Origin of the sequence: Pseudoroseomonas sp. WGS1072, from assembly GCF_049340465.1 — a bacterium.
Lineage (GTDB): Bacteria > Pseudomonadota > Alphaproteobacteria > Acetobacterales > Acetobacteraceae > Pseudoroseomonas.
Window position 1 is genome coordinate 1,403,428 of sequence record NZ_JBMPSU010000001.1, and the last position, 13,332, is coordinate 1,416,759.

Annotated in this window: 13 protein-coding genes; 12 read left to right on the top strand and 1 reads right to left on the bottom strand. The window is 72.4% G+C overall.

Translation table 11 applies throughout. The features are described 5' to 3' along the window. Positions 1–18: 18 nt before the first annotated feature. Complete coding sequence (locus ACF3NH_RS06680) at positions 19–1,059, top strand: patatin-like phospholipase family protein (RefSeq protein WP_198367081.1); 1,041 nt, start codon at positions 19–21, stop codon at positions 1,057–1,059. Positions 1,060–1,152: 93 nt separating this feature from the next. Here the strand turns inward: ACF3NH_RS06680 and ACF3NH_RS06685 are convergent, their stop codons facing one another. Further along, positions 1,153–1,476, bottom strand: a complete 324-nt coding sequence (locus tag ACF3NH_RS06685) for a TIGR02300 family protein (RefSeq protein ID WP_198367080.1) — start codon at positions 1,474–1,476, stop codon at positions 1,153–1,155. Between the two features lie 112 nt (positions 1,477–1,588). Here ACF3NH_RS06685 and aroA point away from each other — a divergent pair, with 112 nt between their 5' ends. The 11 genes from aroA (at position 1,589) to trpA (ending at position 13,264) form a co-directional block, all read left to right on the top strand. Further along, positions 1,589–2,950, top strand: a complete 1,362-nt coding sequence (gene aroA / locus ACF3NH_RS06690; protein ID WP_422922308.1) for a 3-phosphoshikimate 1-carboxyvinyltransferase — start codon at positions 1,589–1,591, stop codon at positions 2,948–2,950. Further along, positions 2,947–3,579, top strand: coding sequence for a (d)CMP kinase (cmk, locus tag ACF3NH_RS06695; RefSeq protein ID WP_198367078.1), 633 nt, complete (start codon positions 2,947–2,949; stop codon positions 3,577–3,579). The genes aroA and cmk overlap by 4 nt, the downstream gene beginning before the upstream one ends. Before the next feature lie 393 nt (positions 3,580–3,972). Next, the gene (gene rpsA, locus ACF3NH_RS06700) at positions 3,973–5,694 is read left to right on the top strand and encodes a 30S ribosomal protein S1 (protein WP_198367077.1); all 1,722 of its coding nucleotides are present in this window, start codon (positions 3,973–3,975) and stop codon (positions 5,692–5,694) included. A gap of 195 nt (positions 5,695–5,889) precedes the next feature. Continuing rightward, positions 5,890–8,007: a catalase gene (katE, locus tag ACF3NH_RS06705; RefSeq protein ID WP_422922309.1), complete on the top strand. Its 2,118-nt coding sequence runs from the start codon at positions 5,890–5,892 to the stop codon at positions 8,005–8,007. A gap of 121 nt (positions 8,008–8,128) precedes the next feature. After that, complete coding sequence (gene sppA, locus ACF3NH_RS06710) at positions 8,129–9,046, top strand: signal peptide peptidase SppA (protein WP_422922310.1); 918 nt, start codon at positions 8,129–8,131, stop codon at positions 9,044–9,046. Positions 9,047–9,086: 40 nt separating this feature from the next. Beyond that, positions 9,087–9,416, top strand: a complete 330-nt coding sequence (ihfB, locus tag ACF3NH_RS06715; protein WP_198367074.1) for an integration host factor subunit beta — start codon at positions 9,087–9,089, stop codon at positions 9,414–9,416. After that, complete coding sequence (locus ACF3NH_RS06720; RefSeq protein ID WP_198367073.1) at positions 9,413–9,769, top strand: lipopolysaccharide assembly protein LapA domain-containing protein; 357 nt, start codon at positions 9,413–9,415, stop codon at positions 9,767–9,769. Before ihfB ends, ACF3NH_RS06720 begins: the two co-directional genes overlap by 4 nt. Before the next feature lies 1 nt (position 9,770). Then, complete coding sequence (pyrF, locus tag ACF3NH_RS06725; RefSeq protein ID WP_422922311.1) at positions 9,771–10,487, top strand: orotidine-5'-phosphate decarboxylase; 717 nt, start codon at positions 9,771–9,773, stop codon at positions 10,485–10,487. 1 nt (position 10,488) lies between these two features. After that, positions 10,489–11,166 carry a phosphoribosylanthranilate isomerase gene (locus ACF3NH_RS06730; protein ID WP_422922312.1) on the top strand — a complete coding sequence of 226 codons (678 nt, stop codon included), beginning with the start codon at positions 10,489–10,491 and terminating at the stop codon, positions 11,164–11,166. A gap of 26 nt (positions 11,167–11,192) precedes the next feature. Beyond that, positions 11,193–12,437: a tryptophan synthase subunit beta gene (trpB, locus tag ACF3NH_RS06735; RefSeq protein WP_198367070.1), complete on the top strand. Its 1,245-nt coding sequence runs from the start codon at positions 11,193–11,195 to the stop codon at positions 12,435–12,437. Next, complete coding sequence (trpA, locus tag ACF3NH_RS06740; RefSeq protein ID WP_198367069.1) at positions 12,434–13,264, top strand: tryptophan synthase subunit alpha; 831 nt, start codon at positions 12,434–12,436, stop codon at positions 13,262–13,264. The genes trpB and trpA overlap by 4 nt, the downstream gene beginning before the upstream one ends. The last annotated feature ends 68 nt before the right edge of the window (positions 13,265–13,332 follow it).

Below are 13,332 nucleotides of genomic sequence, written 5' to 3' on the forward strand. Positions count from 1 at the left end.
CGGGGCCAGACTGCCGCCATGCAGCCCGGTCCCCGCCCCGATCCCCGCAATGCCCTCCCGATCGACCTCGCCCTGCAGGGCGGCGGCGCCCATGGCGCCTTCACCTGGGGCGTGCTGGACCGCCTGCTGGAGGAGGAGTGGCTGCTGCCCGACGGCATCTCGGGCACCTCGGCCGGGGCGATGAACGCCGCCGTGCTGGTCGCCGCCCATGCGCGGGGCGGCCGCGAGGCCGCCCGCGCCGCGCTGGAGGCCTTCTGGCGCCGCGTCTCCGAGGCCGCCCTGCTCAGCCCGCTGCGGCGCGGCCCGCTCGATGTGCTGCTCGGTAACTGGTCGCTCGACAACTCGCCCGTCTATCAGGGGCTGGAGATGCTGGCGCGGGTCTTCTCGCCCTATGACCTCAATCCCCGCGGCACCAATCCGCTGTCGCGCATCCTCGACGAGGCCATCGACTTCGGCGCCCTGGCCCGGGCGCCCATCCGCCTCTTCGTCACCGCCACGCGGGTCCGCACCGGCCAGCCGCGCATCTTCCGCAATGCCGAGATCACGCCCCCGGTCCTGCTTGCCTCGGCCTGCCTGCCGACGCTGTTCCAGGCGGTGGAGATCGAGGGCGAGCCCTATTGGGACGGCGGCTATTCCGGCAACCCAACCATCATGCCCCTGGTGCGGGAATGCGACTCGCACGACACCATCCTGGTGCAGATCAACCCCGTGGAGCGGGCGGAGACGCCGCGCACGGCCAGCGAGATCGCCAGCCGGCTGAACGAGATCTCCTTCAACGCGCCGCTGCTGAAGGAGCTGCGCATGATCGCGGTGTTGCGCCAGGTGGCGCAGCCCGGCCAGTGCGAGGGGGCGCTCTGGGCCCGGATGCGCATCCACCGCATCGCCAGCACGGCGCTGGCGGAGCTCGGACAGGGCTCCAAGCTGAACGCCGAATGGGCCTTCCTGACGCTGCTGCGCGACACCGGGCGGGAGGCGGCGGACCGGTTCCTGCGCGAGCATGGCGCCGATCTCGGCCGGCGCTCCACGCTCGACCTGGACGCGCTGACCGAGCCGGGCTGAGGCCCCGCCGGCGCGGCACCCCAAGAAAAAGGCCCGGACGCTGCACGCGCCCGGGCCCTCATGACGGGACGGGGCGGCGCCCGCCCCGGCCTCTCAGTTCTCTTCCTCGCGGTCGGTCTCGACCTCGATCTCGGCGTCCAGGTCGTCCTCGCTGTCGTCCAGCTCCTCGGTGTCGTCCAGCGCGTCGTCGGAATCGACGTCCTCCAGCTCGACATCGTCCTCGACATCGCCCTCGGCGGGGACGACCCGCTTCTTCACCTTCTCCTCCACCGGCGCGGCGGCGCGGCGCAGGCGGGGCTGCTCGGCGGGCTGCTCGGTGCCGCATTTCGGACAGACGGCGGGCTGGCGCGCCATGTCGTAGAACTTGGCGCCGCAGGCGACGCAGGTGCGTTTCAGTCCCAGTTCAGGCTTGGCCATCAGCGTTGTGTATCCCGGGAAAGGCGGGCCAGGGAGGGTCGGAAGACGGGCCGGCCGAGAAAATCCGGCGCGCATTGCCACGCACCCCGCCCCATGTCAAACCCCGGCCACCATGGGCCATGACAACCCTCCCCGCCCGCTCCGGTCGAGCCGGCCGATGCGCGGCCTGTCCGGGCGTCTCACCGTCGCCGGCGACAAGTCGATCAGCCACCGGGCGCTGATGTTCGGCGCGCTGGCCGTCGGCCAGACCGGGATCACCGGCCTGCTGGAAGGCGAGGACGTGCTGCGCACCGCCGCGGCCATGCGCGCGCTCGGCGCAACGGTCGAGCGGCTGGGCGAGGGGCACTGGCGCGTCGCCGGGCGCGGCGTCGGCGGGCTGGTCGAGCCGGGCGACGTGCTCGACATGGGCAATTCCGGCACCGCCGCGCGGCTGATCTGCGGGCTGCTCGCGGGCCATCCCATCTTCGCCGTGCTGACCGGCGACGCGAGCCTCCGCCAGCGGCCGATGAAGCGCGTGACCGATCCGCTCTCCGCCTCGGGCGCGCGCTTCTCCGGCCGGGCCGGCGGCCGCCTGCCGCTGGCCATCGAGGGCGCCGCCGCGCCGCTGCCGCTCGACTACACCCTGCCCATGGCCTCGGCGCAGGTGAAATCCGCCGTGCTGCTGGCCGGGCTCTGCGCCCGCGGCGTGACGCGCGTGGTGGAGCCGGAGGCGACGCGCGACCACACCGAGAACATGCTGCGCCACTTCGGCGCCACGGTGCGGGTCGAGGCCGAGGGCCACCGCCGCGTCATCGAGCTGGAAGGCCAGCCGGAACTGACGGCCGCCCCCATCGCCGTGCCGGGCGACCCCTCCTCCGCCGCCTTCCCGCTGGTCGCCGCGCTGCTGGTGCCGGGCTCGGCGCTGACGGTGGAGAATGTCGGGCTGAACCCGCTGCGCACCGGGCTGTTCACCACGCTGCGCGAGATGGGCGCCGACCTCGAGGTCGGGAATGCGCGCACCGAGGGCGGCGAGCCGGCGGGCGACCTGACCGCCCGCGCCGGCGCGCTCCGCGCCGTGGACGTGCCGCCGGAGCGCGTGCCCTCGATGGTCGACGAATACCCGATCCTGGCCGTCGCCGCCGCCTGCGCCGAGGGGGTCAGCCGCTTCCGCGGGCTCGCGGAACTGCGGGTCAAGGAGAGCGACCGCGTCGCCGCCACCGCCGCCCTGCTCGCGGCCAACGGCGTCCGGGTGGAGATCGAGGGTGACGACATGCTGGTGCACGGCACCGGCCACCCCCCCGCCGGCGGCGGCACCGTCGTGACCCATATGGACCACCGCATCGCCATGAGCGCGCTGGTCCTCGGCCTGGCGGCCGGGGCGCCGGTCACGGTGGACGATGCCAGCTTCATCGACACCTCCTTCCCCGGCTTCGCCGACCTCATCAACCGGGCCGCCGGAACGGATGCCCTGCGGCGGCTGAACACGGCGGCATGAGCGCGACCGTCATCGCCGTGGACGGGCCGGCGGCGGCCGGCAAGGGCACCCTGGCCCGGCGCCTCGCCGCCGCGCTCGGCCTGCCCTATCTCGACACCGGCCTGCTCTACCGCGCCACCGGGCGCCGCGTGCTGGAGGCCGGGCGCGACCCGCGCGACGCCGCCGCCGCCGAGGCCGCGGCGCGCGGCCTCACCCCGGCCGACCTCAACCGTGCCGATCTGCGCGGCCCGGAGGCGGACCGGGCCGCCAGCGCCGTCGCCGCCCTGCCCGCCGTGCGCGCCGCCCTGCTCGACTGGCAGCGCGACTTCGGCCGGACCCATGGCGCGGTGATGGACGGGCGCGACATCGGCACCGTCGTCTTCCCCGAGGCGCCGCTGAAGCTCTTCGTCACCGCGAGTGCCGAGCAGAGGGCGCGGCGCCGCTGGCTGGAATTGCGCGATCGCGGCGTCGCCGCCGACCCGGCGGTGGTGCTGGCGGAGCTGCAGGCGCGCGACGCCCAGGATGCCGGCCGCGCGGTGGCCCCCCTGAAGCCGGCGCGGGACGCGGTCCTGCTGGACACCACGGCGCTGGATGCCGAGGCCGCCTTCGCCGCCGCCCGCACCCTGGTGCGGGAGCGCCTGGGCCTCTAGCCGGCCAAGCGGATCGGGGGTGAGTTCGGATCGCGGGAACGGCCCGCGGGCCACCGCCGCGGTGCCGCCAAGTCCCGAATCCGGCTGGATTTTCCCGGAACGTTACAGTCCTGTCGGATTCGGCTTGACGCCCGGCCTGACTCTGGCCTAGGCGAACGCTGGACTTCGAGGCCGCAGGGCCCCGGAGTGTCCGGCCCGGCGATGCTCCTTCCCTCGTGAAGCGCATCCAGCCCGCCGGGCCGGGAACAGGCGGGCCGACACACCGCCTATCGTCACAGGGTCGGTTGGCGCAGGTCCCGAGGGATGCGCCCGGCCAAGTCGTTCCCGTTCCGCGGGGGCGCAGGAATCGGCCCGGGGATCCTCTCCCGGGCGATGTTAGGAACACTCCGCTTCATGGCAAATGCCAACAGCCTGTCCACGACCTCCGCCGGCACCGAGGATTTCGCCGCGCTGCTCGATGCGACGCTCGGCGCTGACACCGGCTTCGCCGGCTCCGTCGTCACCGGCAAGGTGATCCGGGTCGACGATGACTTCGCGGTCGTGGATGTCGGGCTGAAGAGCGAGGGGCGCGTGCCCCTCAAGGAATTCGCGCCCCAGGGCCAGAAGGCCGAGGTGCAGCCCGGCGACGTGATCGAGCTCTTCGTCGAGCGCTACGAGGACCGTGACGGCTCGATCGTCCTGTCCCGCGAGAAGGCCCGCCGCGAGGAGGCCTGGACCAATCTGGAGAAGGCCTTCAACGCGCAGCAGCGCGTCAACGGCGTGATCTTCGGCCGCGTCAAGGGTGGCTTCACCGTCGACCTCGGCGGCGCCGTGGCCTTCCTGCCCGGCTCCCAGGTCGATATCCGCCCGGTGCGCGACGTCGGCCCGCTGATGGGCAGCCCGCAGCCCTTCCAGATCCTGAAGATGGACCGCGCCCGCGGCAACATCGTGGTCTCCCGCCGCGCCGTGCTGGAAGAGACCCGCGCCGAGCAGCGCTCGGAGCTGATCCAGGGCCTGAAGGAGGGCATGATCCTTGACGGCGTGGTCAAGAACATCACCGACTACGGTGCGTTCGTGGACCTCGGCGGCGTGGACGGCCTGCTGCATGTCACCGACATCGCCTGGCGCCGCATCAACCACCCCTCCGAGGCCCTGACCATCGGTCAGCAGGTCCGCGTGCAGGTCATCCGCTTCAACTCCGAGACGCAGCGTATCAGCCTCGGCATGAAGCAGCTGATGTCCGACCCGTGGGAGGGCGTGTCCATCAAGTACCCGGTCGGCGCCCGCTTCTCGGGCCGCGTGACCAACATCACCGACTACGGCGCCTTCGTGGAGCTGGAGCCGGGCGTCGAGGGCCTGGTCCACGTCTCCGAGATGAGCTGGACCAAGAAGAACGTCCATCCGGGCAAGATCGTCGCCACTTCGCAGGAAGTCGACGTGATGATCCTGGACGTGGACGAGCCGAAGCGCCGCATCTCGCTCGGCCTGAAGCAGGCCCAGGGCAATCCCTGGGAGCTGTTCCTGGAGAGCCACGGCCCGGGCTCGATCGTCGAGGGCGAGATCCGCAACATCACCGAGTTCGGTCTGTTCGTGGGTCTGGCGCCCGAGATCGACGGCATGGTCCACATGTCCGACCTGTCCTGGGACGTGGCCGGCGAGCAGGCCATGGCGCAGTACCAGAAGGGCCAGATCGTCAAGGCCAAGGTGCTCGATGTCGATGTGGAGAAGGAGCGCATCTCCCTCGGCATCAAGCAGCTCGAGGCCGATCCGGCCGCCGAGGTGCTGGACCGCGTCCGCAAGGGCGACATCGTCACCTGCGTGGTGACGAAGGTCGAGCAGAACGGCATCGAGGTGAAGGTCGATGACGTGCTGACCGGCTTCATCCGCCGCGCCGAGCTGGCGCGCGACCGTGGCGACCAGCGCCCCGACAAGTTCGCCATCGGCGAGAAGGTCGATGCGAAGGTGACGGCCGTGGATCGCGCCGCCCGCCGCCTGGCCCTGACCATCAAGGGCAAGGAAGTGGAGGAGGAGCGCGAGGCGATGAAGGAGTACGGCACCGCCGACTCCGGGGCCTCCCTGGGCGACATCCTGGGCGCGGCCATCCGCCGCCGCAACCAGATGGCGACCGAGGACTGATCCTCGAACCGCTGTCCCGGCCCCGTGCCGGGACGGGCTTTCGCGGCGCCCCGGGTGGTCCTCCACCCGGGGCGTTCGCGTTTCGGACGTTTCGTGGCTCAACGCCCGCCGCCCTGCCGCGTTCTCACCCTGCCCGCTCCCCGCCCCGCGTTCCCCGACGCGTGAGCGGCTTCACGAGAACCGGAGACCCTGCCCATGACGGCCGATCCGACGCGCGACCCCCTGACCCCGGCGGAGATCGCCGATGCCCAGATCCTGCGGGGTCAGGGCGGCGAGACGCATCAGCTGGCGGAGGGCGAGGTGCCCGTGCTGACCACGCAGCAGGGCATTCCCGTGGCCGACGACCAGAACACCCTGCGGGTCGGCCCGCGCGGCCCGAGCCTGCTGGAGGACTTCCACTTTCGCGAGAAGATCTTCCACTTCGACCATGAGCGGATCCCGGAGCGGGTCGTGCATGCGCGCGGCTTCGGCGCGCATGGCTATTTCGAGCTCTACGACTCCCTCTCGGACCTCACCCGCGCCGACCTGTTCCAGCGCAAGGGCGAGAAGACCCCGGCCTTCGTGCGCTTCTCCACCGTCGCCGGCAACAAGGGCTCGCCGGACGTGGCGCGCGACGTGCGCGGCTTCGCGGTCAAGCTCTACACGAAGGAAGGCAACTGGGACCTCGTCGGCAACAACATCCCGGTCTTCTTCATCCAGGACGCGATCAAGTTCCCCGACCTGATCCACGCCGCCAAGCAGGAGCCGGACCGTGGCTTCCCGCAGGCCCAGACGGCGCATGACAACTTCTGGGACTTCATCTCGCTGAGCCCGGAGGCCGTCAACATGGCGCTCTGGATCATGTCCGACCGCACCATCCCGCGCTCCTTCCGCTTCATGGAAGGCTTCGGCGTGCACACCTTCCGCCTGGTCAATGCCGAGGGCCGCTCCACCTTCGTGAAGTTCCACTGGAAGCCGAAGCTCGGCCTGCAGTCGGTGGTCTGGAACGAGGCGGTGAAGCTGAACGGCGCCGATCCGGACTTCCACCGCCGCGACCTCTGGGACGCCATCCAGATGGGCGATTTCCCGGAATGGGAGCTGGGGCTGCAGCTCTTCGACGAGGCCTTCGCCGACAGCTTCGACTTCGACATCCTCGACTCCACCAAGATCATCCCCGAGGAGCTGGTGCCGGTGCAGCGCGTCGGCCGGCTGGTGCTCGACCGCTGCGTGGACAATTTCTTCGCCGAGACGGAGCAGGTCGCCTTCTGCACCCAGAACATCGTCCCCGGCATCGACTTCACCAACGACCCGCTGTTGCAGGGCCGCAACTTCTCCTATCTCGACACGCAGCTGAAGCGCCTCGGCAGCCCCAACTTCACGCATATCCCGGTCAACGCGCCCAAGACCGCCGTCTGCAATTTCCAGCAGGACGGTCACATGGCCATGCGCAACCCGAAGGGGCGCGCCAATTACGAGCCCAATTCCTGGGGATCGGCCGGCGGCCCGCGCGAATGCCCCGAGCGCGGCTTCCGCTCCTGGCCGGCGCCCGAGAGCGGCGAGAAGCGCCGCGTCCGCGCCGAGCTCTTCGCCGACCACTACAGCCAGGCGCGGCAGTTCTTCCTCAGCCAGACGCCGGTCGAGCAGACGCATATCAAGAACGCCTTCGTCTTCGAGCTGAGCAAGGTGGAGACCCCCGCGATCCGCGCCCGGGTGGTGTCGCACCTGCTGAACGTGGACGAGGGGCTGGCGACGATGGTGGCCGACGGCCTGGGCCTCTCCCCGCTGCCGCCCGCGGCGCCGCCGGCCCGCCCGGTGGTGACGGGGCTGCCGCCCTCCCCGGCGCTCAGCATCCTGAAGAACGGGCCGCAGGACTTCGGCGGCCGCAAGGTCGGCGCCCTGGTGACCGACGGCACCGACGCCGCGGTGCTCAAGGCGCTCAAAGCCGCGCTGGAGGCGGAGGGCGCCCTGCTGGAGCTGGTGGCGCCGAAGGTCGGCGGCGTGACGCTGAGCGATGGCAGCACGGTCCCGGCGAAGCAGAAGGTCAATGGCGGCCCCTCGGTGCTCTATGACGCGGTGGCCGTGCTGCCCTCGGCCGAGGGCGCTGACCTGCTGGCCGGCGAGGCGACGGCGCGGGACTTCGTCACCGACGCCTATGCCCATGCCAAGTTCATCGCCCATACCGAGACGGCGCAGCCGCTGTTCGACAAGGCCGGGCTGACCGATCCGGATGACGGCTTCATCCCGCTGGCCAGCGCGGCGGATGCCAAGGCCTTCGTCGCGGCATGCCGGACGCTGCGCTTCTGGGACCGCGAGGCGAAGGTCCACGCCGTCTGAGACACCGCCGGGAGGAGCCCCCGCCGCTCCTCCCGGCGGCATCCGCCGGCCGCATCCCTCCCCGGGGGCGCGCGCCGCCGCTTGACCCTCCCCCCCTTCCCCCGCCATGGATGCGCGCAGCATGACCGCATCCCTGGAACACGACCTGCTGGTCGACCGCCGCAGGCTCAAGCGCCGGCTGCTGGCCTGGCGGGTCGCCGCCGTGCTGCTGGCCGCCGCCGCCCTCTTCGCCATCCTCGGCCGGGGCATCGGCGATGTCGCCGGCGGGCACCTGGTGCGGCTCGCGGTCGAGGGCACCATCACCGACGACCGCAAGGTGATCGAGGCGATCGACGAGGCGGCCAGGAACCCCGCCGTGCGGGGCATGATCCTGGCCATCGACAGTCCGGGCGGCACCGTGGCCGGGGGCGAGGGGCTGCACCACGCGCTGGCGCGCTTCCGCGCCGCCGGCAAGCCACTCACGGCGGTGATGGGCGGCACGGCGGCCTCGGCCGGCTACATGATCGCCCTGCCGGCGGAGCGCGTCTTCGCCCGGGAATCGACCCTGACCGGCTCGATCGGCGTCATCCTGCAATCCTTCGAGGCCAGCGAACTCATGGAGATGCTCGGCATCCGCGCCGAGATGCTGACCTCCGGCGCGCTGAAGGGTCAGCCCAATCCCTTCCGCCCGATGACACCCGAGGCACGGCAGGCGCTGCAGGCGGTGATCGCCGACATGCATGCCCAGTTCGTCGGCCTGGTCGCCACCGGCCGCGGGCTGCCACGGGAGCAGGTCGCCGCGCTGGCCGATGGCCGCGTCTATACCGGACGGCAGGCGCTGGAACTGAAGCTGGTCGATGCCATCGGCGGCGAGGCCGAGGCGCGCGCCTGGCTGGCCGAGGCGCATGGCATCCCCGCCGGGACCGCGCTGCGCGAGATGGACCCGCGCGGCACCGCCGAGCGGATGCTGGGCCTCTCCCTGCGCGCCGCGATGAAAGCCCTGGTTTCAGAATGGCTTGCGATTGACGGAGCCCGGGCCGTTTGGCAGCTTCCCCGGTGATCGGCCCTGACGCAGGGCGACAGCAGGAGACAGCGGCGCCATGACCAAGTCCGAGTTGATCGCCCAGCTCGCCGCGGCGAATCCGCACCTGCGCCAGCCCGATGTCGAGCTGATCGTCGGCACCATCTTCGACGAGATCACCAACGCCCTGGCGCGCGGCGACCGTGTCGAGCTGCGCGGCTTCGGCGCCTTCACCGCCAAGCGCCGCGATCCGCGCACCGGGCGCAACCCGCGCACCGGCGAGGCGGTTGAGGTGGAAGGCAAGTCCGTTCCCTATTTCAAGCCCGGCAAGGAACTGCGCGAGCGCGTCAATGGCGGGCCCCTGCAGGACCCGAAGCGAGGCCCGCGCAGCCCAGCGAGTGCATCATGAGACTGATCGGCTCCCTCCTCACCCTTCTCCTGCTGCTGGTGCTGGTGCTCTTCGCCATCTCCAACACAGAGCCGGTGTCGCTGCGCTTCTGGCCCTTCGACCTGGTCTGGCAGGTGCCGCTCGCCGGCGCCGTGCTCGGCGCGGCGGCGCTCGCCTTCCTGCTGGGCGCGCTGCTCGCCTGGGGCGCCTCGCTGGCCTACAGGCGCCGGGCGCGGCGGATGCAGCGCGCGGCGCAGTTGCTGGAGGCGGAGCTGGCCGAGATGCGCGCGCGCTACGAGCCGCCGCCGCCCGAGGCCGCGCTGGTGCCGCCCCGCCCCGGCGCGCCGCCCCGCGCCGCCCTCCTGGCCCGCTGAGATGCTGCCGAGGCCGAACGGCGCCGGGATCATCGCCGCCCTCGACACCGCCGAGGCCGACCGCGCCGAGGCCTGGGCGCGCGCCGTCGCGCCGCATGTCGGGCTGGTGAAGGTCGGGCTGGAGCTGTTCTGCGCCGCCGGGCCCGCGGTGGTGCGCCGCCTCGCCGCGCACCGGCCGGTGTTCCTCGACCTGAAGTTCCACGACATCCCGAACACCGCGGCCGGCGCCGTGCGCTCGGTCTGTGCCGGCGGCGCCCCGCCCGCCATGCTGACGCTGCACGGCGGCGGCGGCGCGGCGATGATCGAGGCCGCCCGGCGCGCCGCCGAGGAAGCCGCCGGCCCGGCCCGGCCTGCCATCCTGGCCGTGACGGTGCTGACCAGCTTCACCGCCGCCGCCCTGGCCGAGACCGGTGTCTCCGGCGGCCCGACGCAGCAGGTGCTGCGCCTCGCCCGGCTGGCGCTGGAGGCCGGCGCGGACGGGCTGGTCTGCAGCCCGCAGGAGGTCGGCCGGCTGCGCGATGCCTTCGGCGCCGCGCCCCTGCTGGTGGTGCCGGGCATCCGCCCCGCCGGCAGCGCCGTCGGCGACCAGGCGCGCGTGGCGACGCCGGAGGAGGCGGTCGCCGCCGGGGCGGACTGGCTGGTGGTCGGCCGGCCGATCACCGGCGCGGCCGAGCCCGGCGCCGCGGCCGCCGCCATCGCGGCCAGCCTGCCCCGCTGAGATGGCCGCGCGGATCAAGATCTGCGGGCTGAACGACGCCGAGGGCTATGACGCCACGCTGCGGGCCGGCGCCGACTGGGCCGGCTTCGTTTTCTATCCGGCCTCGCCGCGCGCCGTGACCCCTTCCCGGGCGGCGGCGCTGATCGCGCGTGGCGGGGCGGCGGCGCCCGTGCCGGTCGGCCTGGTCGTCGATGCGGCCGACGACGAGATCGCCGCCATCCTGGCCGAGGCGCCGCTGGGCCTGTTGCAGCTCCACGGGTCCGAGACCCCGGAGCGTTGCGCCGCGATCCGCGCCCGTTTCGGCCTTCCGGTGATGAAGGCGCTGGGCGTCTCCGGCGCGGCGGATCTGCGGCGGCTGGAGGATTACGCCCCGGCGGTGGACCGCTTCCTGCTCGACGCCAAGCCGCCGGCGGGGGCCAACCTGCCCGGCGGCAATGCCGTCAGCTTCGACTGGCGCCTGCTGTCCGGCCGGCCGATCCCGCGCCCCTGGATGCTGGCCGGCGGCCTCGACCCCGCCAATGTCGCCACCGCGCTGCGGATCAGCGGGGCGCCGGCCGTGGATGTCTCCTCCGGCGTGGAGCGCGCCCGGGGCGTCAAGGACGCGGCGCGGATCGCCGCCTTCGCGGCCGCTGTCCGCCAGGCCGCGGTCCCCCTACCCCCCAGGCCCGTCACGGGCTAACACTGTTCCTCAGCCCGGAGGAACCCGTGAACCAGCCTCTGCCCAATTCGCTTCGCCAGGGCCCCGATGGCCGGGGCCGCTTCGGTCAGTTCGGTGGCCGCTATGTCGCCGAGACCCTGATGCCGGTCATCCAGGAGGTCGAGCAGGCCTATCTCGCCGCGCGCCAGGACCCGGCCTTCATGGCGGAGTGGCGGCGGCTGCTGAAGGATTACGTCGGCCGCCCGAGCCCGCTCTGGTTCTGTGAGCGGCTGACGCAGCACGCGCGGGCCGAGGCCGGCGCCGGTTCCGGCAAGGGCGCGAAGATCTATTTCAAGCGCGAGGAGCTGAACCACACCGGCGCGCACAAGATCAACGCCGTGCTGGGCCAGATCCTGCTGGCCAAACGCATGGGCAAGCCGCGCATCATCGCCGAGACGGGCGCGGGGCAGCACGGCGTCGCCACCGCCACGGCCTGCGCCCTCTTCGGCCTGAAATGCGTCGTCTACATGGGCGCCACCGATGTCGAGCGGCAGCAGCCCAATGTCTTCCGCATGAAGCTGCTGGGCGCCGAGGTGATCCCCGTCACCTCCGGCGCCGGCACGCTGAAGGATGCGATGAACGAGGCGATGCGCGACTGGGTCGCCAATGTCGCCGACACCTACTACTGCATCGGCACCGTGGCCGGCCCCGCCCCCTTCCCGCAGATGGTGCGCGACTTCCAGTGCGTGATCGGCGAGGAGGCGCGGAGCCAGATCCTGGCCGCCGAGGGCCGCCTGCCGGACGCGCTGGTCTGCGCCGTCGGCGGCGGCTCCTCCGCCATGGGCCTGTTCCATCCCTTCCTGGACGATCCGGACGTCGCCATCTGGGGCGTCGAGGCGGCCGGGCACGGCATGGAGACGGAACAGCACGCGGCCTCGCTCAACAAGGGCCGGCCCGGCGTGCTGCACGGCAACCGCACCTATCTGCTGCAGGACCCGCACGGCCAGATCATCGAGGCGCATTCCATCTCGGCCGGGCTCGACTATCCCGGCATCGGGCCGGAGCACGCCTGGCTGCACGAGATCGGCCGCGTCACCTATGTCGGCATCAACGACCAGGAGGCGCTCGATGCCTTCCTGCTCTGCTCGCGGCTGGAAGGCATCATCCCGGCGCTGGAATCGGCGCATGGCCTGGCGCAGGTGATGAAGCTGGCGCCGGAGATGCCGGAGGAGAGCATCATCCTGCTCAACCTGTCCGGCCGGGGCGACAAGGACATCTTCACCGTGGCCAAGCATCTGGGAGAGACGCTGTGAGCCGCATCGCCGCCCGTTTCGCGCAGCTCCGGGCCGAGGGCCGCGGCGCGCTGATGCCCTTCCTGGAGGCCTACGACCCCGATCCGGCGACCAGCATGGCGCTGCTGCGCGGCCTGCCCGGGGCCGGGGCCGACCTGATCGAGGTCGGCGTGCCCTTCACCGACCCCATGGCGGATGGCCCGACCGTGCAGCGGGCGGGGCAGCGCGCGCTGAAGGCGGGCGGAACGCTGGCCGGCGCGCTGGCCATGGTGCGCGATTTCCGCCGCGAGGACGACGAGACGCCCATCGTGCTGATGGGCTATCTCAACCCGATCCTCGCCTATGACACGGAGCGCTTCTGCCGCGATGCCGCCGCCTCCGGCGTCGACGGGCTGATCGTCGTCGACCTGCCGCCGGAGGAGGCGGAGGAGCTGGCCGATCCGGCGCGGCAGCAGGGGCTCGACCTGATCCGGCTGATCGCGCCGACGACCGACGAGACACGGCTGCCCAAGGTGCTCGCCGGCACCAGCGGCTTCATCTACTACGTCGCCATCGCCGGCATCACCGGCACGCGCAGCGCCACGCGCGACGCGCTGGCCGAGGCCATCCCGCGCGTCCGCCGCTTCACCGAGCTGCCGATCGCCATCGGCTTCGGCGTGCGCACGCCGCAGCAGGCGGCGGAGGCGGTGCAGGTCGCCGACGGAGCGGTGGTCGCCTCGGCGCTGATCGACACCCTGGCCGCCAGCCTGGACGAGAAGGGCCGCGCCCGCCCCGACACGGTCCGCAAGGTGCTCGACCAGGTGCGCGACCTGGCCGAGGCGGTGCGCGGGGCGCGCGTCCCGGCCTGAGAAGGCGCTGGGGGCGGCAACCCCGCCCTGGGCCTGGCGTTTCGCCGCGGCAGGCCTGTCACGGAAGG

Coding starts and splice junctions, on each gene's coding strand:
- ACF3NH_RS06730 (WP_422922312.1), top strand. CDS start 10,489: ATGGCCGCGCGGATCAAGATCTGCGGGCTGAACGACGCCGAGGGCTAT.
- cmk (WP_198367078.1), top strand. CDS start 2,947: ATGAGCGCGACCGTCATCGCCGTGGACGGGCCGGCGGCGGCCGGCAAG.
- aroA (WP_422922308.1), top strand. CDS start 1,589: ATGGGCCATGACAACCCTCCCCGCCCGCTCCGGTCGAGCCGGCCGATG.
- katE (WP_422922309.1), top strand. CDS start 5,890: ATGACGGCCGATCCGACGCGCGACCCCCTGACCCCGGCGGAGATCGCC.
- ihfB (WP_198367074.1), top strand. CDS start 9,087: ATGACCAAGTCCGAGTTGATCGCCCAGCTCGCCGCGGCGAATCCGCAC.
- sppA (WP_422922310.1), top strand. CDS start 8,129: ATGACCGCATCCCTGGAACACGACCTGCTGGTCGACCGCCGCAGGCTC.
- pyrF (WP_422922311.1), top strand. CDS start 9,771: ATGCTGCCGAGGCCGAACGGCGCCGGGATCATCGCCGCCCTCGACACC.
- rpsA (WP_198367077.1), top strand. CDS start 3,973: ATGGCAAATGCCAACAGCCTGTCCACGACCTCCGCCGGCACCGAGGAT.
- ACF3NH_RS06685 (WP_198367080.1), bottom strand. CDS start 1,476: ATGGCCAAGCCTGAACTGGGACTGAAACGCACCTGCGTCGCCTGCGGC.
- ACF3NH_RS06720 (WP_198367073.1), top strand. CDS start 9,413: ATGAGACTGATCGGCTCCCTCCTCACCCTTCTCCTGCTGCTGGTGCTG.
- ACF3NH_RS06680 (WP_198367081.1), top strand. CDS start 19: ATGCAGCCCGGTCCCCGCCCCGATCCCCGCAATGCCCTCCCGATCGAC.